Origin of the sequence: Neobacillus sp. NPDC093127, from assembly GCF_044754175.1 — a bacterium.
Classification (GTDB): domain Bacteria; phylum Bacillota; class Bacilli; order Bacillales; family Cytobacillaceae; genus Neobacillus.
In genome coordinates this window covers 18,645-44,486 of the sequence record NZ_JBIVOP010000026.1, presented here as the reverse complement: position 1 = coordinate 44,486, position 25,842 = coordinate 18,645, and the positions used below count along the sequence as shown (strand labels likewise).

The 25,842-nt window shown below is 41.4% G+C and carries 33 protein-coding genes and 1 other annotated feature; all 33 genes read right to left on the bottom strand.

What is annotated here, in order from left to right; genetic code table 11:
* Positions 1-5: 5 nt before the first annotated feature.
* The 33 genes from secY to rplA all read right to left on the bottom strand — a co-directional run bounded on the left by secY (position 6) and on the right by rplA (position 25,809).
* Positions 6-1,301 (bottom strand): preprotein translocase subunit SecY, encoded by a 1,296-nt coding sequence (gene secY, locus ACIQCO_RS24655; protein WP_400434075.1) that lies wholly within the window; start codon positions 1,299-1,301, stop codon positions 6-8.
* The gene (gene rplO / locus ACIQCO_RS24650) at positions 1,301-1,741 is read right to left on the bottom strand and encodes a 50S ribosomal protein L15 (protein WP_400434072.1); all 441 of its coding nucleotides are present in this window, start codon (positions 1,739-1,741) and stop codon (positions 1,301-1,303) included. Before rplO ends, secY begins: the two co-directional genes overlap by 1 nt.
* Before the next feature lie 32 nt (positions 1,742-1,773).
* Positions 1,774-1,953, bottom strand: a complete 180-nt coding sequence (gene rpmD / locus ACIQCO_RS24645; RefSeq protein WP_007085272.1) for a 50S ribosomal protein L30 — start codon at positions 1,951-1,953, stop codon at positions 1,774-1,776.
* A gap of 13 nt (positions 1,954-1,966) precedes the next feature.
* Entirely contained in the window at positions 1,967-2,467 is a 501-nt protein-coding gene (gene rpsE / locus ACIQCO_RS24640) for a 30S ribosomal protein S5 (protein ID WP_248736922.1), read from the bottom strand.
* Between the two features lie 24 nt (positions 2,468-2,491).
* Positions 2,492-2,854: a 50S ribosomal protein L18 gene (rplR, locus tag ACIQCO_RS24635; protein ID WP_400434068.1), complete on the bottom strand. Its 363-nt coding sequence runs from the start codon at positions 2,852-2,854 to the stop codon at positions 2,492-2,494.
* A 33-nt stretch (positions 2,855-2,887) separates the two neighbouring features.
* Entirely contained in the window at positions 2,888-3,424 is a 537-nt protein-coding gene (gene rplF, locus ACIQCO_RS24630) for a 50S ribosomal protein L6 (RefSeq protein ID WP_024027894.1), read from the bottom strand.
* Positions 3,425-3,455: 31 nt separating this feature from the next.
* Positions 3,456-3,854 carry a 30S ribosomal protein S8 gene (gene rpsH, locus ACIQCO_RS24625; protein WP_066094719.1) on the bottom strand — a complete coding sequence of 133 codons (399 nt, stop codon included), beginning with the start codon at positions 3,852-3,854 and terminating at the stop codon, positions 3,456-3,458.
* A gap of 29 nt (positions 3,855-3,883) precedes the next feature.
* Positions 3,884-4,069 carry a 30S ribosomal protein S14 gene (gene rpsN, locus ACIQCO_RS24620; protein ID WP_007085277.1) on the bottom strand — a complete coding sequence of 62 codons (186 nt, stop codon included), beginning with the start codon at positions 4,067-4,069 and terminating at the stop codon, positions 3,884-3,886.
* A 24-nt stretch (positions 4,070-4,093) separates the two neighbouring features.
* Positions 4,094-4,633 (bottom strand): 50S ribosomal protein L5, encoded by a 540-nt coding sequence (rplE, locus tag ACIQCO_RS24615; RefSeq protein ID WP_387319224.1) that lies wholly within the window; start codon positions 4,631-4,633, stop codon positions 4,094-4,096.
* 27 nt (positions 4,634-4,660) lie between these two features.
* Entirely contained in the window at positions 4,661-4,969 is a 309-nt protein-coding gene (gene rplX / locus ACIQCO_RS24610; RefSeq protein WP_024027897.1) for a 50S ribosomal protein L24, read from the bottom strand.
* Positions 4,970-5,005: 36 nt separating this feature from the next.
* On the bottom strand, positions 5,006-5,374 hold the full coding sequence (gene rplN, locus ACIQCO_RS24605; protein ID WP_066094710.1) for a 50S ribosomal protein L14: 369 nt from the start codon (positions 5,372-5,374) through the stop codon (positions 5,006-5,008).
* A gap of 41 nt (positions 5,375-5,415) precedes the next feature.
* A complete protein-coding gene (gene rpsQ / locus ACIQCO_RS24600) occupies positions 5,416-5,679 on the bottom strand; it encodes a 30S ribosomal protein S17 (protein ID WP_007085281.1) in 264 nt (87 codons plus the stop codon).
* Between the two features lie 23 nt (positions 5,680-5,702).
* On the bottom strand, positions 5,703-5,903 hold the full coding sequence (gene rpmC, locus ACIQCO_RS24595; RefSeq protein ID WP_024027899.1) for a 50S ribosomal protein L29: 201 nt from the start codon (positions 5,901-5,903) through the stop codon (positions 5,703-5,705).
* Positions 5,893-6,327: a 50S ribosomal protein L16 gene (gene rplP, locus ACIQCO_RS24590; RefSeq protein WP_007085283.1), complete on the bottom strand. Its 435-nt coding sequence runs from the start codon at positions 6,325-6,327 to the stop codon at positions 5,893-5,895. The genes rpmC and rplP overlap by 11 nt, the downstream gene beginning before the upstream one ends.
* 2 nt (positions 6,328-6,329) lie before the next feature.
* Positions 6,330-6,986, bottom strand: a complete 657-nt coding sequence (rpsC, locus tag ACIQCO_RS24585; protein WP_066094704.1) for a 30S ribosomal protein S3 — start codon at positions 6,984-6,986, stop codon at positions 6,330-6,332.
* Between the two features lie 3 nt (positions 6,987-6,989).
* The gene (gene rplV, locus ACIQCO_RS24580) at positions 6,990-7,331 is read right to left on the bottom strand and encodes a 50S ribosomal protein L22 (protein WP_024027902.1); all 342 of its coding nucleotides are present in this window, start codon (positions 7,329-7,331) and stop codon (positions 6,990-6,992) included.
* Between the two features lie 17 nt (positions 7,332-7,348).
* Positions 7,349-7,627 carry a 30S ribosomal protein S19 gene (gene rpsS, locus ACIQCO_RS24575; RefSeq protein WP_026565526.1) on the bottom strand — a complete coding sequence of 93 codons (279 nt, stop codon included), beginning with the start codon at positions 7,625-7,627 and terminating at the stop codon, positions 7,349-7,351.
* Between the two features lie 60 nt (positions 7,628-7,687).
* Positions 7,688-8,518 (bottom strand): 50S ribosomal protein L2, encoded by an 831-nt coding sequence (rplB, locus tag ACIQCO_RS24570; RefSeq protein WP_024027904.1) that lies wholly within the window; start codon positions 8,516-8,518, stop codon positions 7,688-7,690.
* A gap of 29 nt (positions 8,519-8,547) precedes the next feature.
* Positions 8,548-8,832: a 50S ribosomal protein L23 gene (rplW, locus tag ACIQCO_RS24565; protein WP_024027905.1), complete on the bottom strand. Its 285-nt coding sequence runs from the start codon at positions 8,830-8,832 to the stop codon at positions 8,548-8,550.
* Complete coding sequence (gene rplD, locus ACIQCO_RS24560) at positions 8,832-9,455, bottom strand: 50S ribosomal protein L4 (RefSeq protein ID WP_400434057.1); 624 nt, start codon at positions 9,453-9,455, stop codon at positions 8,832-8,834. Before rplD ends, rplW begins: the two co-directional genes overlap by 1 nt.
* Before the next feature lie 29 nt (positions 9,456-9,484).
* Positions 9,485-10,111, bottom strand: coding sequence for a 50S ribosomal protein L3 (rplC, locus tag ACIQCO_RS24555; RefSeq protein ID WP_400434054.1), 627 nt, complete (start codon positions 10,109-10,111; stop codon positions 9,485-9,487).
* Between the two features lie 40 nt (positions 10,112-10,151).
* The gene (gene rpsJ, locus ACIQCO_RS24550) at positions 10,152-10,460 is read right to left on the bottom strand and encodes a 30S ribosomal protein S10 (protein WP_034676072.1); all 309 of its coding nucleotides are present in this window, start codon (positions 10,458-10,460) and stop codon (positions 10,152-10,154) included.
* 382 nt (positions 10,461-10,842) lie between these two features.
* Entirely contained in the window at positions 10,843-12,030 is a 1,188-nt protein-coding gene (gene tuf, locus ACIQCO_RS24545) for an elongation factor Tu (protein ID WP_400434049.1), read from the bottom strand.
* 125 nt (positions 12,031-12,155) lie between these two features.
* Entirely contained in the window at positions 12,156-14,237 is a 2,082-nt protein-coding gene (fusA, locus tag ACIQCO_RS24540) for an elongation factor G (protein ID WP_400434046.1), read from the bottom strand.
* A gap of 41 nt (positions 14,238-14,278) precedes the next feature.
* A complete protein-coding gene (gene rpsG / locus ACIQCO_RS24535) occupies positions 14,279-14,749 on the bottom strand; it encodes a 30S ribosomal protein S7 (protein ID WP_400434043.1) in 471 nt (156 codons plus the stop codon).
* Between the two features lie 39 nt (positions 14,750-14,788).
* On the bottom strand, positions 14,789-15,211 hold the full coding sequence (gene rpsL, locus ACIQCO_RS24530) for a 30S ribosomal protein S12 (RefSeq protein WP_066094681.1): 423 nt from the start codon (positions 15,209-15,211) through the stop codon (positions 14,789-14,791).
* A gap of 104 nt (positions 15,212-15,315) precedes the next feature.
* The gene (locus ACIQCO_RS24525; RefSeq protein WP_400434040.1) at positions 15,316-15,564 is read right to left on the bottom strand and encodes a 50S ribosomal protein L7ae-like protein; all 249 of its coding nucleotides are present in this window, start codon (positions 15,562-15,564) and stop codon (positions 15,316-15,318) included.
* A gap of 167 nt (positions 15,565-15,731) precedes the next feature.
* Positions 15,732-19,331 (bottom strand): DNA-directed RNA polymerase subunit beta', encoded by a 3,600-nt coding sequence (rpoC, locus tag ACIQCO_RS24520; protein WP_400434037.1) that lies wholly within the window; start codon positions 19,329-19,331, stop codon positions 15,732-15,734.
* A gap of 89 nt (positions 19,332-19,420) precedes the next feature.
* Positions 19,421-22,981, bottom strand: coding sequence for a DNA-directed RNA polymerase subunit beta (rpoB, locus tag ACIQCO_RS24515; RefSeq protein WP_400434034.1), 3,561 nt, complete (start codon positions 22,979-22,981; stop codon positions 19,421-19,423).
* Positions 22,982-23,237: 256 nt separating this feature from the next.
* Positions 23,238-23,837: a class I SAM-dependent methyltransferase gene (locus tag ACIQCO_RS24510; protein WP_400434031.1), complete on the bottom strand. Its 600-nt coding sequence runs from the start codon at positions 23,835-23,837 to the stop codon at positions 23,238-23,240.
* Positions 23,838-23,936: 99 nt separating this feature from the next.
* Positions 23,937-24,296, bottom strand: a complete 360-nt coding sequence (rplL, locus tag ACIQCO_RS24505) for a 50S ribosomal protein L7/L12 (protein WP_387319235.1) — start codon at positions 24,294-24,296, stop codon at positions 23,937-23,939.
* An 80-nt stretch (positions 24,297-24,376) separates the two neighbouring features.
* Positions 24,377-24,877 (bottom strand): 50S ribosomal protein L10, encoded by a 501-nt coding sequence (gene rplJ / locus ACIQCO_RS24500; protein WP_400434028.1) that lies wholly within the window; start codon positions 24,875-24,877, stop codon positions 24,377-24,379.
* A gap of 33 nt (positions 24,878-24,910) precedes the next feature.
* Positions 24,911-25,056, bottom strand: a sequence feature (ribosomal protein L10 leader region).
* 54 nt (positions 25,057-25,110) lie between these two features.
* A complete protein-coding gene (gene rplA, locus ACIQCO_RS24495) occupies positions 25,111-25,809 on the bottom strand; it encodes a 50S ribosomal protein L1 (RefSeq protein ID WP_400434025.1) in 699 nt (232 codons plus the stop codon).
* Positions 25,810-25,842 lie beyond the last annotated feature (33 nt).

The window sequence follows — 25,842 nt, the reverse complement described above, 5'->3', positions numbered from 1 at the left end:
AACCTTTACTTTATAAAACCTTTATAATGACGTTTAACTAATTGTGCTTCAAGCTGCTTATACGTATCAAGGGCAACCCCGACCACGATTAGCAAGCTTGTTCCTCCGATTTGCGCCGATTGCGGCAAATTCGCTATTTTTATAAAAATAGTAGGAAGTACGGCAATCACTGTTAAGAAGATCGCCCCAACAAACGTTAAACGGTATAAAACGCGAGTTAAGTATTCCTGCGTACTCTTTCCTGGACGAATGCCCGGGATATAGCCGCTTTGCTTCTGTAAGTTTTCCGCTGCTTGTTCAGGGTTAACTTGGATAAAAGCATAGAAATAAGTAAACGCAATAATCAATGCTGCATATAAAGTCATCCCAATAGGATGAGAATAGTCTAAATTATTGTTTATCCAGTTCGTTACATCATTTGTTCCAAAAAAAGATGCTACCGTTCTTGGTGTTACAATAAATGACACCGCAAAGATAACAGGAATTACACCAGCTGCGTTAACTTTTAACGGCATATGAGTGGATTGACCACCTACTGGATTACGTCCCGCTACCACACGTTTTGCATACTGGATTGGTATTTTACGATTGGCTTGTTGGATGAAAATAACACCAACAATGATTGCGATAACCGCAAGCACGATTAATAAAACCGTAACAATACGTAAGAATATAGCATCTCCAGCGTTTTCAAATTGCTGTACATAGATCTGATTAATAGTGGAAGGCATACCAGCAACAATCCCGGCAAAGATGATGATGGAAATACCATTTCCCACACCTTTTTCAGTAATTTGCTCACCTAACCACATCAGAAAAGCTGTACCAGCAGTTAAAGTTACCGCAATTAAAAGATACGTACCAATTCCAGGATTTTGAATCAATTGTCCCTGGGCCAAATTATTAAACCCATAAGACATCCCTAATGCCTGGATAAATCCAAGAATGATAGTAAAATAACGGGTGATTTGAGCAATCTTACGACGCCCTGATTCCCCTTGTTTGGACCATTCCGTAAATTTCGGAACGACATCCATTTGCAGAAGCTGAATGATAATCGATGCAGTAATATACGGCATGATACCCATCGCAAAAATAGAGAATTGCTTTAATGCTCCACCGCCAAAGGTATTTAAGATGCCGAATACACTAAGCTTATCTTGATTAGCAAGTACCTCTGCATTTACATTCGGTACAGGTATAAATGTACCAAGTCGAAATACGACTAACATTAAAAGGGTGAAAATAATCTTTTTTCTTATATCACCCACGCGCATAAAATTGGAGATTGTCTGGAACATTAGTTCACCTCAGTAGTTCCACCAGCAGCTTCGATTGCTTCCTTAGCAGCAGAGGAGAATTTGTGAGCTTTTACAGTCAACTTTTTCTCTAGCGTTCCATTAGCAAGAATCTTAATTCCTGCTTTTTCGTTACTTACTACGCCTGTTTCGATAAGAAGTTCTGGAGTAACTTCTGTACCGTCTTCAAAGCGATTTAAAGTATCAAGGTTAACAATAGCAAAGTCTTTACGGTTAACATTGGTAAAACCACGTTTTGGTAAACGACGGAATAAAGGAGTTTGACCACCTTCGAAACCAAGTCTTACACCACCGCCGGAACGAGCATTTTGTCCCTTATGACCTTTACCAGCAGTTTTCCCTTGACCAGAACCGATACCGCGTCCTAACCTTTTACGTTCTTTACGAGAACCCTCGGCAGGTTTTAATTCATGAAGTTTCATATTGGCACCTCCTTATGAAAGAAAACAATCAATTATTGTTCTTTAACTGTTACAAGGTGAGCAACTTTGGTAATCATACCGCGAATCGCAGCGTTATCTTGATGCTCAACTGTTTGATTTAATTTACGTAAACCTAAGGCAGTAACTGTTGCACGTTGGTCCTCAGGGCGACCAATTACGCTGCGGTTAAGGGTAATTAAAAGTTTCGCCATTTGAATTCCCCCCTTATCCTAACAGTTCTTCTACTGATTTACCACGTAATTTCGCTACGTCTTCAGCACGTTTTAATTGTTTTAACCCTTCAACTGTAGCACGTACCATGTTGATTGGTGTGTTTGTTCCTAATGATTTAGAAAGGATATCTGCTACCCCTGCTAACTCAAGTACGGCACGAACTGGACCGCCGGCAATAACTCCTGTACCTTCAGAAGCAGGTTTTAGAAGAATTTCACCAGCACCAAAACGTCCAATTACTTGGTGAGGAACAGTCGTTCCAACCATTGGCACTTCGACTAAGTTTTTCTTTGCATCTTCGATGGCTTTGCGAATCGCATCTGGCACTTCTTGTGCTTTACCAGTACCGAATCCGACATGACCGTTTTTATCCCCGACTACTACTAGAGCAGAGAAACGGAAACGACGTCCACCTTTAACAACTTTCGCAACACGGTTAACTGTAACTACGCGTTCTTCAAGTTCAAGTTTGTTTGGATCAATACGACGCATCTTTTTGTGTCCCTCCTTTGTCTATTAAAATTGTAAGCCGTTTTCGCGGGCGGCATCTGCTAATACTTGAACACGTCCATGGTATAAGTATCCTCCGCGATCAAAGACAACAGAAGTGATACCTTTTTCTACCGCACGTTTAGCGACTAATTCACCGACTGCTTTTGCTGCTTCAACATTACTAGAAGAATCAAGAGTAAATTCCTTATCTAAAGTAGAAGCACTAGCTAAAGTTACTCCGCTCATATCGTCAATTACTTGAGCATAAATATGTTTGTTAGAACGAAACACATTTAGACGAGGACGAGCTGCGGTACCGCTAAGTTTCGCACGAACACGAGCATGTCTTTTTCTGCGAGTAGCGTTTTTATCAAGCTTCGTAATCATTTACGTCACTCCTTTCATTTACCTTTTGCGGCATTACTTACCTGTTTTACCTTCTTTACGACGAACGAATTCACCTTCGTAACGAATTCCTTTGCCTTTATACGGCTCTGGAGGACGTACTCCGCGAATATTGGCAGCTAATTCGCCAACACGTTCTTTATCTGTACCTTTAATCGTAATCTTTGTATTGGAAGGTACTTCAATTTCAAGGCCGGCTTCAGGTTCAAATTCAACTGGGTGTGAGTAACCAACGTTTAAAACAAGCTTGTTTCCTTGCTTTTGCACACGGTATCCTACCCCGATTAACTCTAAGTTTCTTGTAAAGCCAGTGGAAACACCTTCAACCATGTTCGCGATTACCGCACGAGTTGTTCCGTGCAATGCGCGGTGTTCCTTCACGTCAGAAGGACGAGTGATTGTAATAATGTTTTCTTCAATGTTAATTGCAATGTCAGGATTAAAAGAACGAGTTAGTTCGCCTTTAGGCCCTTTAACAGTAACAGTATTGTTGTTTAAAGTAACCGTAACTCCTGCTGGAATTTCAATTGGTTTTTTTCCTATGCGAGACATTTAGTGCACCTCCATTCATTCAGAAACTCTCTTACCAAACGTATGCTAATACTTCTCCGCCGATTTGTTTTGCACGAGCTTCTTTATCAGTTATAACACCAGTTGATGTTGAGACTAATGCGATACCAAGACCGTTTAAAACGCGTGGTACCTCAGTAGATTTAGCGTAAACTCGAAGTCCAGGCTTGCTTATGCGCTTAAGACCAGTAATAACGCGTTCGTTATTTGCACCGTACTTTAAGAAGATACGGATGATACCTTGTTTGTTGTCTTCGATAAATTCGACATCACGTACGAAACCTTCGCGCTTTAAAATTTCAGCAATTTCTTTTTTCAAATTAGAAGCAGGCACTTCTAACTTTTCGTGACGCACCATGTTCGCATTACGAATGCGAGTAAGCATATCAGCAATTGGATCTGTCATGACCATTATTTTTACCTCCTTCCCAGACTTGGGTTTTACCAGCTAGCTTTTTTAACACCAGGAATTTGTCCTTTGTATGCTAATTCACGGAAACAAATACGGCAAAGCTTAAATTTACGGTATACAGAGTGTGGACGTCCGCAACGTTCGCAGCGTGTGTACTCTTGTACTTTGAATTTAGGCGTGCGCTGTTGTTTCGCAATCATTGACTTTTTAGCCACGTTTTCGCCTCCCTTATTTAACGATTACTTTTGGAATGGCATTCCAAATTGAGTTAAAAGTTCACGAGATTCTTCATCAGTGTTAGCAGTCGTTACGATAACGATATCCATACCACGAACTTTGCTTACTTTATCGTAATCAATTTCAGGGAAGATTAATTGTTCTTTAATACCCAATGTATAGTTACCGCGACCATCGAATGCTTTTTTAGAAACACCACGGAAGTCACGAACACGGGGTAAAGAAACGGAAACTAATTTATCCAAGAATTGGTACATGCGCTCACCGCGAAGTGTAACTTTTGCACCGATTGGCATACCTTCACGAAGACGGAAGCCAGCAATTGATTTTTTTGCACGTGTTACGACAGGTTTTTGACCTGTAATGGTTGCAAGCTCTTCCACTGCATTGTCAAGTGACTTTGCATTAGCAACTGCGTCACCAACGCCCATATTAATAACGATCTTATCAAGTTTTGGAACTTGCATAACTGATTTATAGTTGAACTTGCTCATTAGAGCAGGTGTTACTTCTTTAACAAACTTTTCTTTTAGGCGGTTCACTTATTGTACCTCCCTTCTTAATTTTGACTATTTATCTAAAACTACACCGGATTTTGCTACGCGTACTTTTTTGCCATCAACCGTTTTGGAACCTACACGGGTAGGATTACCAGATTTAGGATCGATAGGCATAACATTTGATACATGGATTGGAGCCTCAAAGCTGATAATTCCGCCTTGTGGATTCACTTGAGAAGGTTTCGAGTGTTTCTTAACGATGTTTACACCTTCAACAAGAACGCGGGATTCTTTAGGATAAGCAGCGAGGATTACACCTGTTTTGCCTTTATCCTTACCAGAGATCACTCTGACCTTATCACCTTTTTTAACATGCATCCGTAAGCACCTCCTTAAAGGCAATTTGGATTTAAATTATAATACTTCTGGAGCTAAAGATACGATTTTCATAAAGTTGTTGTCGCGAAGTTCGCGGGCAACTGGTCCAAAGATACGAGTTCCACGAGGGCCCTTATCATCTTTGATAATGACACATGCGTTTTCATCGAAACGAATGTATGAACCATCAGGGCGGCGGGCACCACTCTTTGTACGAACAATAACTGCCTTAACAACGTCACCTTTTTTAACAACGCCACCAGGTGTTGCTTGTTTTACTGTACAAACGATCACATCACCAATACCAGCAGTTTTGCGACCAGAACCACCTAGAACTTTAATCGTAAGTACTTCACGAGCACCAGAGTTGTCAGCAACTTTTAAACGTGATTCTTGTTGAATCATGTGTGTAACCTCCCTTCGGAAATGTTGCGTTATCCGAACAATTAAATAATAACTGCTTTTTCTACTACTTCAACTAAACGGAAGCGTTTAGTAGCTGAAAGCGGACGAGTTTCCATGATGCGTACTACATCACCGATTTTTGCCTCATTTTGCTCATCATGAGCTTTAAACTTTTTAGAGTACTTAACGCGTTTACCGTATAATGGATGCTTTTTGTGTGTTTCGACTAGAACTGTAACGGTTTTATCCATCTTGTCAGAAACAACGCGTCCAGTGTAAACTTTGCGCTGGTTACGTTCACTCATATTCGTGAACCTCCTCTCCATGATTACTTGTTAAAGCTGATTTCTCTTTCACGAACAACTGTTTTCATGCGAGCAATCGATTTACGTACTTCACGAATACGAGCTGTGTTTTCAAGTTGTCCTGTCGCCAATTGAAAGCGAAGGTTGAAAAGTTCTTCTTTTAAAGATTTTACTTTTTGTTCAATTTCAGCAGTGGTAAGGTCACGCAGTTCATTAGCTTTCACTTGATTCACCACCAATTTCTTCTCGTTTTACAAACTTACACTTAACAGGAAGTTTGTGCATTGCTAGTCGAAGTGCTTCACGAGCGATTTCTTCAGAAACACCTGCGATTTCGAACATGATTTTTCCAGGTTTAACAACAGCTACCCAGCCTTCAGGCGCCCCTTTACCGGAACCCATCCGCACTTCTAACGGTTTAGCAGTGTAAGGCTTATGTGGGAAGATTTTAATCCATACTTTACCGCCACGTTTCATGTAACGTGTCATCGCAATACGGGCAGCTTCAATTTGACGGTTTGTGATCCATGATGCTTCAGTAGCTTGAAGACCGTATTCACCGAAAGTTACTTCAGTGCCGCCTTTTGCGTTACCACGCATTTTACCACGGTGTTGACGGCGATATTTTACGCGTTTTGGCAATAACATGATTATTTGCCTCCTTCCGCATTTTTCTTCTTAGTAGGAAGGACTTCGCCCTTATAGATCCATACTTTAACGCCTAACTTACCATAAGTAGTATCAGCCTCAGCTGTAGCATAGTCGATATCTGCGCGAAGTGTATGAAGTGGTACTGTTCCTTCACTGTAGTGTTCTGAACGAGCGATATCCGCACCGCCTAGACGACCTGATACCATTGTTTTAATACCTTTTGCGCCAGCACGCATTGCACGTTGAATTACTTGCTTTTGTGCACGACGGAAAGATACACGATTTTCTAATTGACGAGCAATATTTTCAGCAACTAATTTCGCATCAACGTCAGCTCTCTTGATTTCAAGAATGTTGATATGAACTCGTTTGCCAGTTAATGAGTTTAATGCTTTACGAAGTGCTTCCACTTCCGTACCGCCTTTACCGATAACCATACCAGGCTTAGCTGTATGGACTGTTACGTTCACACGGTTTGCAGCACGTTCGATTTCTACTTTAGAAACAGAAGCATCTTTTAAACGTTTCGTGATGTATTCACGAATTTTAAGGTCTTCGTGTAAAAGAGTAGCGAAGTCTTTGCCTGCGTACCACTTAGATTCCCAATCACGAATGATTCCAATACGCAAACCGACAGGATTTACTTTTTGACCCACAGCTTATCCCTCCTTCTTTTCTGATAATACGATTGTGATGTGGCTTGTGCGTTTGTTAATTTGGCTAGCACGGCCCATAGCGCGAGGACGAAAACGTTTTAAGGTTGGTCCTTCATCAACAAATGCTTGTTCAACAACTAGATTGTTTACGTCCATTTCATAGTTGTGCTCGGCATTTGCCATAGCTGATTTTAATACTTTTTCCACGATTGGAGAAGCAGCCTTAGGAGTGAGATTTAAAATCGCCACCGCTTCACCAACTTGCTTACCTCGGATTAAATCAACGACTAAACGTGCTTTACGAGGAGCAATACGAACTGTTCTTGCAACAGCTTTAGCTTGCATTTGGATGCCCTCCTCTCTTAACGTCTTGTTTTCTTGTCATCATTACCATGGCCTTTGTAAGCACGTGTTGGAGCAAATTCTCCAAGCTTGTGTCCTACCATGTCTTCAGTTACATATACAGGCACATGTTTACGACCATCATAAACTGCGATTGTGTGGCCGATAAATTGTGGGAAAATCGTTGAACGGCGTGACCAAGTTTTAATAACTTGCTTACTTTCCGTTTCATTTAACTTTTCGACTTTAACCATTAAATGATCATCAACAAATGGTCCTTTTTTTAAGCTGCGACCCATGAAGGAACCTCCCTTCGTGACTGTTCTACGGCTCTATTCTTGAACCGTAGCAGAGTCCCGTTATTTTTTACGACGACGTACAATAAATTTATCTGATTTATTTTTCTTCTTACGAGTTTTGTATCCAAGAGTTGGTTTGCCCCATGGAGACATTGGTGACTTACGTCCGATTGGTGAACGTCCTTCACCACCACCGTGTGGGTGATCGTTAGGGTTCATAACAGATCCACGAACTGTTGGGCGCTTGCCTAACCAGCGTGAACGTCCTGCTTTACCAATTTTAATAAGCTCGTGTTGTTCGTTTCCAACTTGACCGATAGATGCACGGCATTCAGCAAGAATCATACGAACTTCACCAGAAGTTAAACGTACTAGTACGTATTTTCCTTCTTTACCAAGTACTTGTGCGCTTGTTCCAGCAGAACGAACTAACTGGCCGCCTTTTCCTGGTTTTAATTCGATGTTGTGTACTACTGTACCAACTGGGATATTTACTAATGGAAGGGAGTTACCCACTTTAATATCAGCCTCAGGGCCTGACATTACTTCCATACCAACTACTAGGTTTTTCGGAGCTAAGATATAACGCTTTTCTCCATCCACGTAATTGATTAATGCAATGTTTGCAGAACGGTTTGGATCGTACTCGATAGTGGCAACGCGTCCTGGAATGCCATCTTTGTTACGTTTAAAATCGATTAAACGATATTGACGCTTGTGGCCGCCACCTTGATGACGAACAGTTAACTTACCTTGGTTATTACGGCCGCCTTTTCTTGTTAGCGGTGCTAAAAGAGATTTCTCTGGAGTACTAGTTGTGATTTCAGCAAAATCAGAAGTAGTCATTCCGCGACGACCATTGGAGGTAGGTTTGTACTTTTTAATCGCCATTTTATTTCCCTCCTCTTCTTGTTAGGTTCTTATGCTTCAAAGAATTCAATTTCTTTGCTATCAGCAGTTAATTTTACAATTGCTTTTCGACGTTTGTTTGTGTATCCGCCGAATTTACCCATACGCTTGAATTTACCTTTATAGTTCATGATGTTAACTTTCTCAACATCAACACCAAAGATTACTTCAACAGCATCTTTAACTTGTGTTTTGTTAGCTCTAACATCCACTTCAAACGTATATTTCTTTTCAGCCATTAGGTCAGTAGAACGCTCAGTAATAACGGGGCGCTTAATGATATCGCGTGCATCCATTATGCAAGCACCTCCTCTACTTTTTCAACCGCTGCTTTAGTCATGATTAATGTATCATGATTTACAACGTCAAGTACGTTGATTCCATCAGCTGTTACAACTGTTACACCAGGGATGTTGCGAGCAGATAATGCTACGTTTTCATCTAGGTCAGCAGTAACGATAAGTGCCTTTTTCTCTACAGAAAGGCCGCCTAATACTGTTTTGAAATCTTTTGTTTTTGGTGCATTGAATGCAAGGCTTTCAAGTACCAAGATGTTTTCTTCTAATACTTTAGAAGATAATGCAGATTTGATCGCTAAGCGACGAACCTTTTTCGGTAATTTGTAGCTGTAGCTGCGTGGTGTTGGTCCGAATACCGTACCACCTCCGCGCCATTGTGGAGAACGAATTGACCCTTGACGAGCACGGCCAGTTCCTTTTTGGCGCCATGGCTTACGACCACCGCCGCGTACTTCAGAACGAATTTTAGTTTTATGAGTTCCTTGACGTAATGAAGCTCGTTGCATAACAATTGCTTCAAATAATACGTGCTGGTTGGGCTCAATCCCAAAAACAGATTCATTAAGCTCGATATCACCAACTTGTGATCCGCTTTGGTTTAATAATGCTACTTTAGGCATTCCTTTGTTCCTCCTTTCTTAAAAGGTAATTATGCTTTTACCGCACCTTTAATTTTAAGTAATGCTTTTTTCGCTCCTGGAACGTTACCTTTGATTAAAAGTAAGTTACGCTCAGCATCAACCTTTACAATTTCAAGGTTTTGAACTGTAACTTGATCCCCACCCATACGTCCTGGTAAAAGTTTACCTTTAAATACGCGGTTTGGAGCAACAGGTCCCATAGAACCAGGGCGACGATGATAACGTGAACCGTGAGCCATTGGGCCGCGGGATTGTCCGTGGCGTTTGATTACACCTTGGAAACCTTTACCCTTTGAGATTCCTGTTACATCTACAATATCGCCTGCAGCGAAAATATCAACTTTGACTTCTTGACCAACTTCATATGCTGCTAAGTCGTCTCCGCGGAATTCGCGAATGAAGCGCTTAGGAGCAGTATTTGCTTTCGCAACATGGCCCTTTTCTGGTTTGTTGGATAACTTTTCACGTTTGTCTTCAAAACCAACTTGAACAGCTGTGTATCCATCGCTATCAACTGATTTCTTTTGAAGGATTACGTTTGGAGCTACCTCAACTACAGTTACAGGAATTAAGTTGCCGTTTTCTGCAAATACTTGAGTCATACCAATCTTTCTTCCTAAGATTCCTTTGGTCATTTAAGTCACACCTCCTGATTAATTTTTCTTTTATTTTGAATTAAAGCTTAATTTCGATATCAACACCAGATGGTAAATCTAAACGCATTAACGCGTCAACTGTTTGTGGAGTTGGGTTAACGATGTCGATTAGACGCTTATGTGTCCGCATTTCGAATTGCTCACGTGAATCTTTGTACTTATGAACCGCACGAAGAATCGTATAAATGCTTTTTTCCGTTGGAAGTGGAATCGGTCCGGAAACGGCCGCACCTGAACGTTTTGCTGTTTCTACGATTTTTTCTGCAGATTGATCAAGGATTCTGTGATCATATGCTTTTAAACGGATACGAATTTTTTGTTTTGCCATTATTTTCCCTCCTTTATTCGCCTATTTTGAAAATAGACATTCTCAGTGAAAATTTCCCACACACTCGCCATGGCAAAGCGGCCGGGTGTGTCAGCAACCTTTCACATCCTCGCAGTCAAAGACCAACATTGTTTATTATACATAAAACATAATGCAAAAGCAACATTTATCACGAATTTTTTTAGGCTTCTACGCTGAACACTTTTATTATTATATAGACTGGCTTTATTAATTACAATAGCTTTTGAATATCTCCAATAATATCCTAATTATTTATGGGGAAAAAACAGAAACTTTATACTATAGAAGAAACTCGGAATATAGATTTTTAAACACAAAAAAGCAGATGGATCGTCATCCATCTGCTTTTTCTATCTTGTAATTACTCTTGGATTGTTGTGATTGAACCTGAACCTACTGTGCGTCCGCCTTCACGAATAGAGAACTTTGTTCCTTCTTCGATAGCAACTGGAGCGATAAGTTCAACAGTCATTTCAATGTGATCGCCAGGCATAACCATTTCTACGCCTTCTGGAAGATTACAAATACCAGTAATATCAGAAGTACGGAAATAGAATTGTGGACGATAGTTTGAGAAGAATGGAGTATGACGTCCACCTTCTTCTTTAGATAAAACGTAAACTTGTGCTTTGAACTTTGTGTGTGGAGTGATAGATTTCGGCTTAGCCAATACTTGGCCACGCTCGATTTCTTCACGTGCTACACCACGAAGAAGGGCACCGATGTTATCTCCAGCTTCTGCAAAATCAAGAAGCTTACGGAACATTTCTACACCTGTTACAGTAGTAGATTTTGGCTCTTCAGTGAAACCTACGATTTCAACTACGTCCCCAACTTTAACTACACCACGCTCAACACGTCCTGTAGCAACTGTTCCACGACCAGTGATTGAGAATACATCCTCAACTGGCATCATGAAAGGTTTGTCAGTGTCACGAGTTGGAGTTGGAATGAACTCATCAACAGCAGTCATAAGTTCGATAACTTTTTCTTCCCATGCAGCTTCGCCTTCTAATGCTTTAAGAGCAGAACCTTTGATAACTGGAGTGTCATCGCCAGGGAAGTCGTATTCAGATAATAGATCACGAATTTCCATTTCTACTAACTCAAGAAGTTCTTCGTCGTCAACCATGTCACACTTGTTCATGAATACTACAAGGTATGGTACACCTACTTGACGAGAAAGAAGAATGTGCTCACGAGTTTGTGGCATTGGGCCATCAGTTGCAGATACTACAAGGATACCGCCGTCCATTTGCGCAGCACCAGTGATCATGTTTTTAACATAGTCAGCGTGTCCTGGGCAGTCAACGTGTGCATAGTGGCGAGCATCAGTTTCGTACTCAACGTGTGATGTAGAAATTGTGATACCACGCTCTTTTTCTTCAGGTGCTCCGTCGATTTGATCATATCCGCGTGCTTCTGCTTTACCAGATTTAGCAAGTACAGAAGTGATTGCAGCTGTTAAAGTTGTTTTACCATGGTCAACGTGTCCAATTGTACCAATGTTAACGTGTGGCTTAGAACGGTCAAATTTAGCTTTTCCCATTAGAAAATCCTCCTCTTAATATAAAAGTTAAGTATATTTTTTATGGAAGCTGGAGATGGTTGTCCCAACTTATCAGCTTCCATGCTTACAATAGTAGTTATACTTTAAAGAAAGGTGAAAATCAATTACTCACCTTTATTTTTTTTGATGATTTCTTCAGAAATTGATTTTGGTACTTCTTCATAGTGATCAAAGTGCATAGAGAATACCCCACGACCTTGTGTACTTGAACGAAGTGCAGTTGCATAACCAAACATTTCTGAAAGTGGAACCATTGCACGAACAACTTGTGCGTTACCACGAGCTTCCATACCTTCAACACGGCCACGGCGAGCAGTGATTTGTCCCATGATATCTCCTAAATATTCTTCAGGAATTGTAACCTCAACCCTCATCATTGGCTCAAGGATTACTGGACTACACTTAGATGCAGCATTCTTAAGTGCCATTGAAGCGGCAATCTTAAACGCCATTTCTGAGGAGTCAACATCATGGTATGATCCATCGAACAATCTTGCTTTGATATCAACTAATGGATATCCAGCAAGTACACCACGATCAAGGGCATCTTCTAGACCAGCTTGAACGGCAGGGATGTATTCACGTGGAACAACACCACCAACAATTCCGTTAACAAACTCGAAGCCTTTACCTTCTTCATTCGGTCCAAATTCAATCCAAACGTGTCCGTATTGTCCACGACCACCAGATTGACGGGCGAATTTACCTTCAACTTGGGCAGAACCGCGGAAAGTTTCACGATAGGCAACTTGTGGTGCACCTACGTTTGCTTCAACCTTAAATTCACGACGCATACGGTCAACTAAAATATCAAGGTGAAGCTCTCCCATACCGGCAATGATAACCTGTCCAGTTTCCTGGTCAGTATGTGCACGGAATGTTGGATCTTCTTCTTGAAGTTTTTGCAGCGCCGTAGTCATCTTGTCTTGGTCTGCTTTAGACTTTGGTTCTACTGAAAGTTGAATTACTGGCTCAGGGAATTGCATAGACTCAAGGATTACAAGGTTTTTGTCATCACAAAGAGTATCACCAGTAGTTGTATCTTTCAATCCTACCGCTGCAGCAATGTCACCGGCAAAAACCTTTGAGATTTCTTGACGGCTGTTTGCGTGCATTTGCAGGATACGTCCAACGCGCTCGCGCTTTCCTTTAGTAGAGTTCTGAACATATGAGCCAGACTCTAGCATTCCAGAATACACGCGGAAGAACGTTAATTTCCCAACATAAGGGTCAGTCATAACTTTGAATGCAAGAGCTGAGAATGGCTCTTCATCACTAGAATGACGTTCTACGACTACATCTTCTTCATCAGGTGCATGACCTTTAATTGCAGGTACGTCTAATGGAGATGGAAGATAATCGATTACAGCATCCAGCATTAGCTGAACACCTTTGTTTTTGAATGCTGATCCACAGATTACAGGGTAGAATTCAACATTAACGGTACCTTTACGAATGCCAGCTTTAAGCTCTTCTTTAGTGATTTCTTCACCACCAAGGTATTTCTCCATTAACTCTTCATCAAGTTCTGCTACAGCTTCAACTAGTTTCTCACGGTATTCTTCAGCAAGTTCGCGGTATTCTTCCGGAATCTCGCCTACCTCGATATCAGTACCTAGGTCGTTACCGTAAAATACAGCATTCATTTCCACTAGGTCAATGATTCCTGAGAATTGATCTTCAGCACCAATCGGCAGCTGAATTGGATGAGCATTCGCTTGCAAGCGTTCATGTAATGTCTTTACAGAATACAAGAAGTCTGCACCGATTTTGTCCATCTTGTTAACGAATACTACACGTGGTACACCATAAGTTGTTGCTTGACGCCAAACGGTTTCAGTTTGCGGTTCAACACCTGATTGCGCATCTAGAACAGCTACAGCGCCATCAAGAACACGAAGAGAACGTTCAACTTCAACTGTGAAGTCTACGTGTCCTGGTGTGTCAATGATGTTTACGCGGTGACCTTTCCATGATGCAGTTGTTGCTGCGGAAGTAATAGTGATTCCGCGTTCTTGTTCCTGCTCCATCCAGTCCATCTGAGATGCACCTTCATGTGTTTCACCGATTTTATGAATCTTACCAGTGTAATAAAGGACACGCTCAGTGGTCGTCGTTTTACCGGCATCAATGTGAGCCATGATACCGATATTACGAGTGTTTAATAAGGAGAACTCTCTTGCCATTGGGTCTTTCTCCTTCCTAGTATGAAAGTTATAAGGTTAAATTACCAACGATAGTGAGCAAACGCTTTGTTTGCTTCTGCCATTTTGTGTGTATCTTCACGTTTCTTAACGGCTGCACCAGTGTTGTTAGCTGCATCCATGATTTCATTAGCTAAACGCTCTTCCATCGTTTTTTCTCCGCGATTACGTGAATAGTTCACTAACCAGCGAAGACCAAGAGTTGAACGGCGATCAGGGCGCACCTCAACTGGAACTTGATAGTTTGCACCACCTACACGGCGAGCTCTTACTTCAAGTACTGGCATGATGTTTTTCATCGCCGCATCGAAGATTTCCATTGGCTCTTTGCCGGTACGTTCGCGAATGGTATCAAACGCTGAATAAAGAATCTCTTGTGATTTACCTCTTTTACCGTCAACCATCATTTTGTTGATTAGACGAGTAACTAATTTTGAATTATATAGCGGATCTGGTAATACGTCTCTTTTTGCTACAGGACCTTTACGTGGCATGTATTTTCCTCCTTTCAAAGAAGCTTCTATTTAAAGTGATTATTTTTTTGCTGCTTTTGGTCTCTTAGTACCATATTTTGAGCGGCTTTGCATACGGTTGTTTACACCAGCTGTATCAAGTGCTCCACGTACGATATGATAACGTACCCCTGGTAAGTCTTTTACACGTCCTCCACGGATAAGAACAACACTGTGCTCTTGAAGGTTGTGGCCAATACCAGGAATGTATGCAGTCACCTCGATACCGTTTGTCAAACGTACACGAGCATATTTACGTAACGCTGAGTTCGGTTTCTTCGGAGTCATTGTACCAACACGAGTACATACTCCGCGTTTTTGTGGTGAAGTTACATTTGTTTGTGATTTCTTAAAGCTGTTATAACCTTTATTTAGCGCAGGAGATTTTGACTTCTCTGCCACTGATTGACGAGGCTTGCGCACTAGTTGGTTAATAGTAGGCATGATTTGTTTCCTCCCTTCATTATTTGTAAGTCCACACATCCAGGTGGTTCATTTTTTTGCAAAAACAAAGTTTTTGCAGACTTCTCTATCTACAAAAACAGTTTTTAACGGATAATTGCAACTGTGGCAGCACCTACTTCAATCCCGCATGCTTTCCCAAGTTTTTTCTTTGAGTCTACATAGAGGACAGGAACATCCGATCCAAGAGCTTCGTTGATAATTTTCGCTGTCACGCTAGTGTCAGCATCATTAGCAACAACCAACTCTTTTACTAGTCCTTCTTTAAGTGCCTTCACTGTTTGTTTTGTCCCTATAACGATTCTTTGTGCCTGTAATACTTTTTCATAAGACATAAATCATATCCTCCAAAGTATCAGGTGAATAGGAGCACCTTTGATATAGTAACATCTTCATGAATAGATGTCAACAAATGATTTTACTTTTTTAGACAAACAAATAGATTATAGATTCTTTAAAATGCGGTACTTGCTATGCAGCAAGTACCGCATTTTATTTTTAATTAATCAATCGCAACGGTTTCTTCGGAAGTTGTATCTCTTAACACTGGCTCAGCTTTACGGTAACGCTGCATGCCAGTTCCTGCAGGAACAAGTTTCCCGATGATAACATTCTCTTTTAAGCCGAGTAATTCATCGCGCTTGCCCTTAATCGCTGCATCGGTAAGAACTCTTGTTGTTTCTTGGAACGATGCGGCAGACAAGAATGAATCTGTTTCAAGGGAAGCTTTCGTGATTCCAAGTAAGACTGGACGTCCCGTCGCCGGTAATTTTCCGCTTAAGAGTGCTTTTTCATTCGCATCCCTAAACTGATGAATATCAAGAAGTGTGCCTGGTAGAACATCTGTTTCACCGGCATCACTCACACGAACTTTACGGAGCATTTGACGAACCATAACTTCAACGTGCTTATCGCCAATTTCAACCCCTTGCATGCGGTAAACCTTTTGAACTTCACGCAATAAGTATTCTTGAACCGACTTAACGTCTTTCACTTTGATCAGTTCTTTCGGATCAATCGAACCTTCCGTTAACTCTTGGCCGCGTTCAATTGGATCATTGATCGCTACCTTCAAGCGTGCTGTATACGGCGCATTATAAGTACGTGATTCAACCTCGCCTTGAACAACGATTTCATGCTGACGATCACGGCCTTCGTTTATGCCAACGACTATCCCATCAATTTCTGAAATAACCGCTTGACCTTTCGGGTTACGAGCTTCAAAAATTTCTTGGATACGCGGTAAACCTTGGGTAATATCGTCTCCTGCTACACCGCCAGTATGGAAAGTACGCATCGTTAACTGTGTACCTGGCTCACCGATGGATTGAGCAGCAATAATACCGACTGCTTCACCAACCTCCACCTCTTGACCAGTTGCCAAGTTACGGCCATAACACTTTTTACATACACCATGACGGGTATTACATGTAAATGCAGAACGGATTTTAACCTCTTCAACACCCGCACCAACAATAATTTCGGCTAAATCTTCAGTAATCAAACCATTTTCAGGAACAAGAACTTCTTTCGTTTCAGGATGCTTGATCGCATTTCTTGCATAACGGCCAATTAGACGTTCGTCCAATCCTTCGATTATTTCAGTACCGTCTTTTAAGGCACTAATTAAGAAGCCGCGGTCAGTTCCGCAATCATCTTCTCGAACAATGACATCTTGAGCAACATCAACAAGTCGACGTGTTAAATAGCCTGAGTCAGCCGTTTTAAGGGCTGTATCTGCAAGACCTTTACGAGCACCGTGTGTAGAGATAAAGTACTCTAATACCGTTAGTCCTTCACGGAAACTTGATTTGATTGGTAACTCAATGATTCGTCCAGCCGGGTTGGCCATCAGACCTCGCATACCAGCAAGCTGTGTAAAGTTGGAAGCATTACCACGGGCGCCGGAATCACTCATCATAAAGATTGGATTCGTTTTATTCAAGGACTTCATCAGTTTACCTTGAATAACATCTTTTGCTTGGCTCCAAATAGCGATAACACGATCATAACGTTCATCTTCAGTAATCAGACCACGTCTGAATTGCTTTGTCACATTATCAACTTTTGCTTGGGCATCATGGAGGATCTGTTCCTTTTCTCCAAGTACGACAATGTCTGCTACCCCTACGGTAATACCAGCTTTTGTCGAATGTTTGAATCCTAAGTCCTTCATGCGGTCAAGCATTTTTGACGTTTCAGTAATTTTGAAACGCTTGAATACTTCAGCAATGATATTTCCAAGGATTTTCTTTTTGAATGGATCAACTAAAGGCATTTGAATAATTTTCGCCCTAATGTCTTCCCCTTTTTCAACAAAATACTTCTGAGGTGTTTCAACCTCTAGATTATTTCTTGTTGGTTCATTGATATACGGGAATGACTTCGGCAGAATTTCATTAAAAATAAGCTTACCAACCGTGGTAATTAACAGCTTATTGTTTTGTTCTTCTGTAAATGTTTCATTCCCCAATGAGCCAGCATGAACAGCAACTCGAGAGTGGAAGTGAACATAACCATTTTGATAAGCAAGGATTGCCTCGCTTGTATCTTTAAAAATCATACCCTCGCCAATTGCGCCTTCTCGCTCTAGGGTTAAGTAATAGTTGCCTAATACCATGTCCTGGGAAGGAGTAACAACTGGTTTACCATCTTTAGGGTTTAAGATGTTTTGCGCTGCAAGCATTAATAGTCGTGCTTCCGCTTGCGCTTCAGATGAAAGCGGTACGTGAACAGCCATTTGGTCGCCATCAAAGTCCGCATTATATGCCGTACATACAAGTGGATGAAGACGAATTGCCCGTCCTTCAACAAGGGTGGGTTCAAATGCCTGGATTCCTAATCTATGCAACGTTGGGGCACGGTTTAATAGAACCGGATGCTCTCTGATGACATCTTCGAGTACGTCCCAAACATCTGGTGAAACTCGTTCGATTTTACGTTTTGCCGATTTAATGTTGTGTGCTAAACCTTTTTCAACAAGCTCCTTCATCACAAATGGCTTAAACAGTTCAAGCGCCATTTCTTTTGGAAGACCGCATTGATACATTTTCAAGTTTGGTCCAACAACAATAACGGAACGGCCTGAATAGTCAACCCGTTTTCCAAGCAAGTTTTGACGGAAACGTCCTTGCTTTCCTTTTAGCATATGGGAAAGTGACTTTAATGGACGGTTACCAGGACCTGTGACCGGGCGGCCGCGGCGGCCGTTATCAATCAAGGCATCAACTGCTTCTTGAAGCATCCGCTTTTCGTTTTGAACGATAATGCTCGGTGCACCAAGATCTAATAATCGCTTTAAACGGTTGTTACGGTTAATAACACGACGATAAAGGTCATTTAAGTCAGATGTTGCAAATCTTCCGCCATCCAGTTGAACCATTGGACGAAGCTCTGGCGGAATGACCGGAAGAACATCAAGAACCATCCAATCCGGCTCATTTCCTGAACCACGGAACGCTTCTAACACTTCTAGGCGTTTAATCGCACGGGTACGACGTTGACCTTGAGCAGTTTTTAATTCTTCTTTTAAAAAGTCAACTTCCTTGTTTAAATCGATATCAGAAAGTAGCTTCTTTATCGCTTCGGCGCCCATGGCCGCTTGGAACTTGTTTCCGTACTTGTCACGATACGCGCGATATTCTTTTTCAGATAAAAGCTGCTTCTTATCAAGGGCGGTATCACCGGATTCTGTCACTACATAGGAAGCGAAGTAAATGATTTCCTCCAAAGCCCGAGGTGACATGTCTAATACAAGTCCCATTCGGCTTGGAATCCCTTTGAAATACCAAATATGTGATACAGGTGCAGCAAGCTCAATATGACCCATTCGTTCACGTCGAACCTTTGCACGGGTTACTTCAACTCCACAACGGTCACAAACGACGCCTTTATAGCGGACACGCTTGTATTTGCCGCAATGACATTCCCAGTCCTTTGTTGGACCGAATATTCTTTCACAGAATAGACCGTCCTTTTCAGGCTTTAATGTACGATAGTTAATGGTTTCTGGCTTTTTAACTTCTCCGAATGACCACGAGCGGATTTTATCCGGTGAAGCAAGACCAATTTTCATATACTCAAAATTATTAACGTCCAGCAAGGGGCCTACCTCCCTTTTGATATCTCCAGGTTTTACCCTTATTGCATGAAAAGCTCTAAGCGCACATTCGTGCGCTTTAGCTTGATTAATTACTCTTTTGAACCGACTTTTTCAGATTCAAGGTTTTGCGCTTCAGGTGCAATGGTTAACGTATCGACTTGCTGTAAGTCATCGTCATCCTCCGTATCGCGCATTTCAATTTCTTGTTCGTCACCGGAAAGAATTTTCACATCCATACCAAGACTCTGAAGTTCTTTAATTAATACTTTGAATGATTCTGGAACGCCTGGTTCCGGAACATTCTCACCTTTGACAATTGCTTCATATGTTTTCACACGGCCAACAACGTCATCTGATTTAACGGTAAGAATTTCTTGAAGTGTGTATGCTGCACCGTATGCTTCAAGTGCCCAAACCTCCATCTCACCAAATCGCTGCCCGCCAAATTGCGCTTTACCGCCAAGTGGCTGCTGGGTTACAAGTGAGTATGGTCCAGTTGAACGGGCATGGAGTTTATCATCAACCATGTGTGCCAGTTTAATCATATACATGACACCAACAGAGACACGGTTATCAAATGGTTCACCGGAACGGCCATCATATAGAACCGTTTTTGCATCACGGGACATCCCCGCTTCTTCAATCGTTCCCCACACATCGTCCTCAGTGGCTCCGTCAAATACCGGTGATGCCACGTGAATTCCAAGGTAACGGGCTGCCATCCCAAGATGAAGCTCTAACACCTGACCAATGTTCATCCGTGATGGTACCCCTAAAGGATTTAGCATGATATCAACAGGCGTGCCATCTGGTAAATACGGCATATCTTCTTCAGGTAAAATCCGAGAGATAACCCCTTTATTACCGTGTCGGCCGGCCATTTTATCGCCTTCATGAATCTTACGTTTCTGAACAATATATACGCGGACAAGCTGGTTTACACCTGGTGGAAGTTCATCACCATCTTCACGATTAAACACTTTAACGTCGTGAACAATTCCGCCGCCGCCATGTGGAACTCTTAATGAAGTATCGCGGACTTCACGAGCCTTTTCTCCAAAAATAGCATGGAGAAGACGTTCTTCTGCCGTTAATTCGGTTACACCTTTTGGCGTAACTTTACCCACTAGCAGGTCACCATCTTTTACTTCCGCACCGGTGCGAATAATTCCACGCTCATCTAAATTGCGAAGCGCATCTTCACCAACGTTTGGAATATCACGGGTAATTTCTTCCGGTCCGAGCTTTGTATCACGAGATTCAGATTCGTATTCTTCAATATGAATCGATGTATAGACATCGTCTTTTACAAGACGTTCACTCATAATAATCGCATCTTCATAGTTATAGCCATCCCATGTCATAAACGCTACTAGTACGTTACGTCCAAGGGCAAGTTCACCTAACTCCATTGAAGGACCGTCGGCAAGGATTTCACCTTTTTTCACACGATTACCGACAGCAACGATTGGACGTTGGTTATAGCAAGTACCTTGGTTGGAGCGGATAAATTTCAAGAGTCGGTATTTTTTAAGATCACCTTTTACCTCTTGACCATCTACTTCTTTGATTTCACGTACCCAAACTTCACGCGCTTCAACATGTTCGACAATACCTTCATGCTTACAAATCACTGCTGCACCTGAGTCTTTTCCGGATACATATTCCATACCCGTACCTACTCTTGGCGCTTCCGGCTGCATTAGCGGTACAGCCTGCCTCTGCATGTTTGCTCCCATTAAGGCACGGTTAGAGTCATCGTTTTCAAGGAACGGAATACACGCTGTTGCCGCAGAGACAACCTGTTTAGGCGATACATCCATATAATCAATGCGATCACGATTTACGACCGTATTTTCACCACGGAAACGTGCAACAACATCGTTATCAAGGAATGAACCATCGTCATCAAGGCGAGAATTCGCCTGTGCTACTACATAGTTATCTTCTTCATCTGCGGTTAAGTAATCGATTCGGCTCGTTACCTTTCCAGTGTCAGGATCAACACGACGGTATGGCGTTTCGATAAACCCAAAGCGATTAACCTTTGCATACGATGATAATGAGTTAATTAAACCAATGTTCGGGCCCTCAGGTGTTTCAATCGGACACATCCGCCCATAGTGGGAATAGTGAACGTCACGAACTTCAAATCCCGCACGTTCACGTGTTAAACCACCAGGTCCAAGGGCTGATAGACGACGCTTGTGTGTTAATTCAGCAAGCGGGTTTGTTTGATCCATGAACTGCGATAACTGCGAGCTTCCAAAAAACTCTTTTATCGAAGCAATAACTGGACGAATATTAATTAATTGCTGCGGTGTAATCGTTGCTGTATCTTGTATGGACATTCTTTCACGTACCACACGCTCCATCCGGGATAAACCAATACGGAACTGATTTTGCAATAATTCACCAACAGAACGAAGACGTCTGTTTCCTAAATGGTCGATATCATCAGTGTCGCCTACTCCATGTAATAAATTGAAGAAATAGCTAATCGATGAGATGATATCTGCCGGGGTAATATTTTTAATAGGTTCAGCCACGTAGGCATTGCCCAATACATTAATGACCTTTTCATTCTCATCACCAGGCGCATAAATTTTAATGGCCTGAAGAATGATTTCATCTTCGACAACGCCGCCAGCAGGATTAAAGCCTTTGAAATTAATATCCTTTTCAAGAGCCGGGATAATTCTGTCAAGGTTTCTTCTGTCGAGAACAGTTCCCTTTTCAGCAATAATTTCCCCTGTTTCCGGATCGGCGAGTGACTCTGCTAAACGTTGATTGAATAGGCGATTTTTAATATGAAGCTTTTTATTGATTTTATAACGGCCTACATTAGCAAGATCATAGCGTTTTGGATCAAAGAATCGAGATACCAATAAACTCTTTGCATTATCGACAGTTGGTGGTTCACCCGGACGCAGACGCTCATAGATTTCTAAAAGCGCTTTGTCGACACCTTCTGTGTTGTCTTTTTCTAACGTATTGCGAATATACTCGTTATCTCCAATCAATTCGATGATTTCTTGATCAGAGCCGAAGCCTAGTGCACGCAAAAGAACCGTAACGGGCAGTTTCCGAGTACGATCTATTCTCACATATACGACATCCTTGGCATCTGTTTCATACTCCAGCCAAGCGCCGCGGTTCGGAATTACAGTAGCTGTAAATCCTTTCTTTCCATTCTTATCAAGTTTTCCACTATAGTACACGCTCGGTGAACGCACTAATTGTGAAACAATAACGCGTTCTGCTCCATTAATAACAAATGTACCAGTTTCCGTCATAAGTGGAAAATCACCCATGAAGACATCTTGGTCTTTTACTTCACCAGTTTCTTTGTTTACAAGACGTACTTTCACACGCAATGGAGCAGAATATGTAACGTCCCGTTCTTTTGATTCTTCAACCGAATACTTTGGATCGCCAAGGCTGTAATCAATAAATTCCAGTGATAGGTTACCAGTAAAGTCTTCAATTGGTGAAATATCCTGAAACATTTCACGCAATCCCTCATCCAGAAACCATTGATATGAAGAGGTTTGGATTTCAATGAGATTTGGTAATTCTAAAACTTCACTGATTCGTGCGTAACTTCTTCGTTGGCGGTGTCGTCCATACTGAACTAGTTGACCTGTCAACTGATTCACCCCTCAAATCAAGCGTTATTTATTAAATCTATTTACGTCTATCAGGAGGATATTAACATCTTCCCAGCAGACAAAAAGAAAAAGGGTTTTTTAACCAAAAAACCACATTTTCACATTTTGGCTATTATTTTGTCATCTTTTCCTTCTTAATCCGTTTTTATACTAAAAAATAAGTATTTTTAGGAATAATTCGGAAATTATTATGATGGCATTTTATAATGCTACCACAACAGACATTTAGAGTCAACTATTTTATTGCCTTAATGATCAAATAGCCTTTGGATTTGCCAATCGTCTCTACAACGGAAAACATCGTCTCCAATTTTTCAAGTGTAGAAGGTGCCCCTTGTTTCTTTTGGATGACTACCCAAAGCGCGCCTCCAGATACAAGATGCTCAAAGCTTTGTTCATAGATATCATGAACCGTCTTTTTTCCTGCTCTAATCGGCGGGTTCGTTAGAATGGCGGCAAAATTAGTTTCCTTTACACTCAGCAGCCGGTCGCTTTCATAGATTTCAACATTGTTGATTCCATTCAGTGCTGCATTTTCCTTTGCCAGCTCTATCGCTCGTTCATTAACATCCACCATATGAATCACACGATTGTGGTTGTCTTTGGCAATTGATAAACCGATCGGCCCATAGCCGCAGCCAACATCTAGAATAGGTCCTTCCATCTCCGGCATGACAAAGGACTCAATTAATAAACGGGAGCCAAAGTCTACTTCCCTCTTTGAAAAAACACCGTTATCGGTTTTAAAACGAAAAAGATGATTCTTTAGGGTGAAATCCCAATACTTCGGATCACTTTCAACCTTTTGAGTTCGAGAATAGTAATGTTCAGACATCAGACTCACCTCCCGGGGAGTATTAAAAATAGAGGTAATCGAGGATATTTATCAGGCGAAAAAAAGCCCGCTTAAAAAGCGAGCTTTTTTATAGAAAAATTACTTAACTTCAACGTTAGCTCCAACTTCAGCAAGCTTAGCTTTAACTTCTTCAGCTTCTTCTTTAGAAACGCCTTCTTTAAGTGCTTTTGGTGCGTTATCAACAAGGTCTTTAGCTTCTTTAAGTCCAAGGCCAGTGATTTCACGTACAACCTTGATAACTTTGATTTTTTGGTCGCCAGCGCTAGCTAGGATTACATCAAATTCAGTTTGCTCTTCAACAGCTGCAACAGCCGCGCCACCCATTGCTACAGGAGCAGCAGCAGTTACGCCAAATTCTTCTTCGATTGCTTTTACTAGGTCGTTAAGTTCTAAAACAGTCATAGATTTAACTGCTTCAATGATTTGTTCTTTAGTCATGATTAAGTTTCCTCCTTAGTTTTCGTTCAAGTTTATTAGTTTAACGCTTCAGATTGGCTAACTTCAGCTTTTAGCTTAACTTACGCGCCTTGTTCTTCTTTTTGTTCTGCAACTGCTTTTGTAACAAGAGCAAGGTTGCGGATTGGAGCTTGTAGTACGCTGAGTAACATAGATAGTAAACCTTCGCGTGATGGTAGGTCAGCAAGAGCTTTGATTTCTTCAGCCGATGCAACGTTCCCTTCAATTACACCTGCTTTAAGTTCAAGTGCTTCATGCTTTTTCGCAAAGTCGTTTAAAATTTTAGCTGGTGCTACTACATCTTCAGTACTAAACGCAATTGCGTTTGGTCCTGTTAAGGCAGCATTTAAGTCAGATAGCTCAGCAGCATCTGCCGCACGGCGTACCATTGAGTTTTTGTAAACTTTAAATTCAACACCTGCTTCGCGAAGCTGTTTACGAAGTTCAGTTACTTCTGCAACTGAAAGACCACGATAATCAACAACAACTGTTGATACACTAGCTTTTAACTTATCAGTGATTTCGTCAACGATTTGTTTCTTTATTTCGATTACACTGCTCATCTTTACACCTCCTGTAGAATATCTACATTTATACCAGGTAATGAAAAGCCTCCATATCGTATTTCAGACATGGAGGCAGCATACATCAGCTGAACGGTTCAGCTAAATCTATTCTCTAACCTCGGCAGGAAATTAAGCCTAATGGCACCTGCTGTCTACAGTACAAATGTTTATTAATTTAAACAACAAATCAAATTATACATAATGTATTTTTGTTTGTCAATTGGAAAAAATTATTTAACTGCAACGGATGAAGGATCTACCTTCACGCCAGGTCCCATTGTTGAAGCAACTGTTACGTTCTTCATGTATGTGCCTTTTGCAGCAGCAGGCTTAACTTTTAACAATGTTTCAAACACTGTGTTAAAGTTTTCAACTAATTTTTCGTTTTCGAAAGATGCTTTACCGATTGGTACGTGGATATTACCAGACTTATCAACGCGGTATTCAACTTTACCTGCTTTAATTTCATTGATTGCTCTTGTTACATCAAATGTAACAGTACCTGTTTTAGGGTTTGGCATTAAGCCTTTAGGTCCTAATACACGTCCAAGCTTACCAACTTCACCCATCATGTCAGGAGTCGCAACGATGACATCAAAGTCAAACCAACCTTGTTGGATTTTGTTGATGTATTCTGCATCACCTACATAATCAGCACCAGCTGCTTCTGCTTCCTTCACTTTCTCACCCTTCGCGAAAACTAGAACGCGCTGAGTTTTACCAGTTCCGTTTGGAAGTACAACTGCACCACGGATTTGTTGGTCCGCTTTCTTAGGGTCAACGCCTAAGCGGAATGCAACTTCAAGAGTTGCGTCAAACTTTGTATAATTTGTTTTCTTTGCAAGATCAACTGCTTCTGCAATTGGGTATGCTTTTAGGCGATCTACAAGCTTGACAGCTTCTAAATACTTTTTACCTTTTTTAGCCATGTTTATTTCCTCCTAGAATGTGGTTTTAGCGAA

Bases quoted from the DNA above. Each gene is read 5' to 3' on its own strand.
- rpsL (WP_066094681.1), bottom strand. From the start codon at position 15,211: ATGCCTACTATTAACCAACTAGTGCGCAAGCCTCGTCAATCAGTGGCA.
- rplJ (WP_400434028.1), bottom strand. From the start codon at position 24,877: ATGAGCAGTGTAATCGAAATAAAGAAACAAATCGTTGACGAAATCACT.
- tuf (WP_400434049.1), bottom strand. From the start codon at position 12,030: ATGGGAAAAGCTAAATTTGACCGTTCTAAGCCACACGTTAACATTGGT.
- rplD (WP_400434057.1), bottom strand. From the start codon at position 9,455: ATGCCTAAAGTAGCATTATTAAACCAAAGCGGATCACAAGTTGGTGAT.
- rplP (WP_007085283.1), bottom strand. From the start codon at position 6,327: ATGTTATTGCCAAAACGCGTAAAATATCGCCGTCAACACCGTGGTAAA.
- rplA (WP_400434025.1), bottom strand. From the start codon at position 25,809: ATGGCTAAAAAAGGTAAAAAGTATTTAGAAGCTGTCAAGCTTGTAGAT.
- rplF (WP_024027894.1), bottom strand. From the start codon at position 3,424: ATGTCTCGCATAGGAAAAAAACCAATTGAAATTCCAGCAGGAGTTACG.
- rplC (WP_400434054.1), bottom strand. From the start codon at position 10,111: ATGACCAAAGGAATCTTAGGAAGAAAGATTGGTATGACTCAAGTATTT.
- rplW (WP_024027905.1), bottom strand. From the start codon at position 8,832: ATGGATGCACGCGATATCATTAAGCGCCCCGTTATTACTGAGCGTTCT.
- rplN (WP_066094710.1), bottom strand. From the start codon at position 5,374: ATGATTCAACAAGAATCACGTTTAAAAGTTGCTGACAACTCTGGTGCT.
- rplV (WP_024027902.1), bottom strand. From the start codon at position 7,331: ATGCAAGCTAAAGCTGTTGCAAGAACAGTTCGTATTGCTCCTCGTAAA.
- rpmD (WP_007085272.1), bottom strand. From the start codon at position 1,953: ATGGCGAAACTTTTAATTACCCTTAACCGCAGCGTAATTGGTCGCCCT.
- rplX (WP_024027897.1), bottom strand. From the start codon at position 4,969: ATGCATGTTAAAAAAGGTGATAAGGTCAGAGTGATCTCTGGTAAGGAT.
- secY (WP_400434075.1), bottom strand. From the start codon at position 1,301: ATGTTCCAGACAATCTCCAATTTTATGCGCGTGGGTGATATAAGAAAA.
- ACIQCO_RS24510 (WP_400434031.1), bottom strand. From the start codon at position 23,837: ATGTCTGAACATTACTATTCTCGAACTCAAAAGGTTGAAAGTGATCCG.
- fusA (WP_400434046.1), bottom strand. From the start codon at position 14,237: ATGGCAAGAGAGTTCTCCTTATTAAACACTCGTAATATCGGTATCATG.
- rpsG (WP_400434043.1), bottom strand. From the start codon at position 14,749: ATGCCACGTAAAGGTCCTGTAGCAAAAAGAGACGTATTACCAGATCCG.
- rpsJ (WP_034676072.1), bottom strand. From the start codon at position 10,460: ATGGCAAAACAAAAAATTCGTATCCGTTTAAAAGCATATGATCACAGA.
- ACIQCO_RS24525 (WP_400434040.1), bottom strand. From the start codon at position 15,564: ATGTCTTATGAAAAAGTATTACAGGCACAAAGAATCGTTATAGGGACA.
- rpsE (WP_248736922.1), bottom strand. From the start codon at position 2,467: ATGCGTCGTATTGATCCAAACAAACTTGAACTTGAAGAACGCGTAGTT.
- rpsS (WP_026565526.1), bottom strand. From the start codon at position 7,627: ATGGGTCGCAGCTTAAAAAAAGGACCATTTGTTGATGATCATTTAATG.
- rplL (WP_387319235.1), bottom strand. From the start codon at position 24,296: ATGACTAAAGAACAAATCATTGAAGCAGTTAAATCTATGACTGTTTTA.
- rplB (WP_024027904.1), bottom strand. From the start codon at position 8,518: ATGGCGATTAAAAAGTACAAACCTACCTCCAATGGTCGTCGCGGAATG.
- rpsQ (WP_007085281.1), bottom strand. From the start codon at position 5,679: ATGAGTGAACGTAACCAGCGCAAAGTTTACACTGGACGCGTTGTTTCT.
- rplO (WP_400434072.1), bottom strand. From the start codon at position 1,741: ATGAAACTTCATGAATTAAAACCTGCCGAGGGTTCTCGTAAAGAACGT.
- rplR (WP_400434068.1), bottom strand. From the start codon at position 2,854: ATGATTACGAAGCTTGATAAAAACGCTACTCGCAGAAAAAGACATGCT.
- rpsH (WP_066094719.1), bottom strand. From the start codon at position 3,854: ATGGTCATGACAGATCCAATTGCTGATATGCTTACTCGCATTCGTAAT.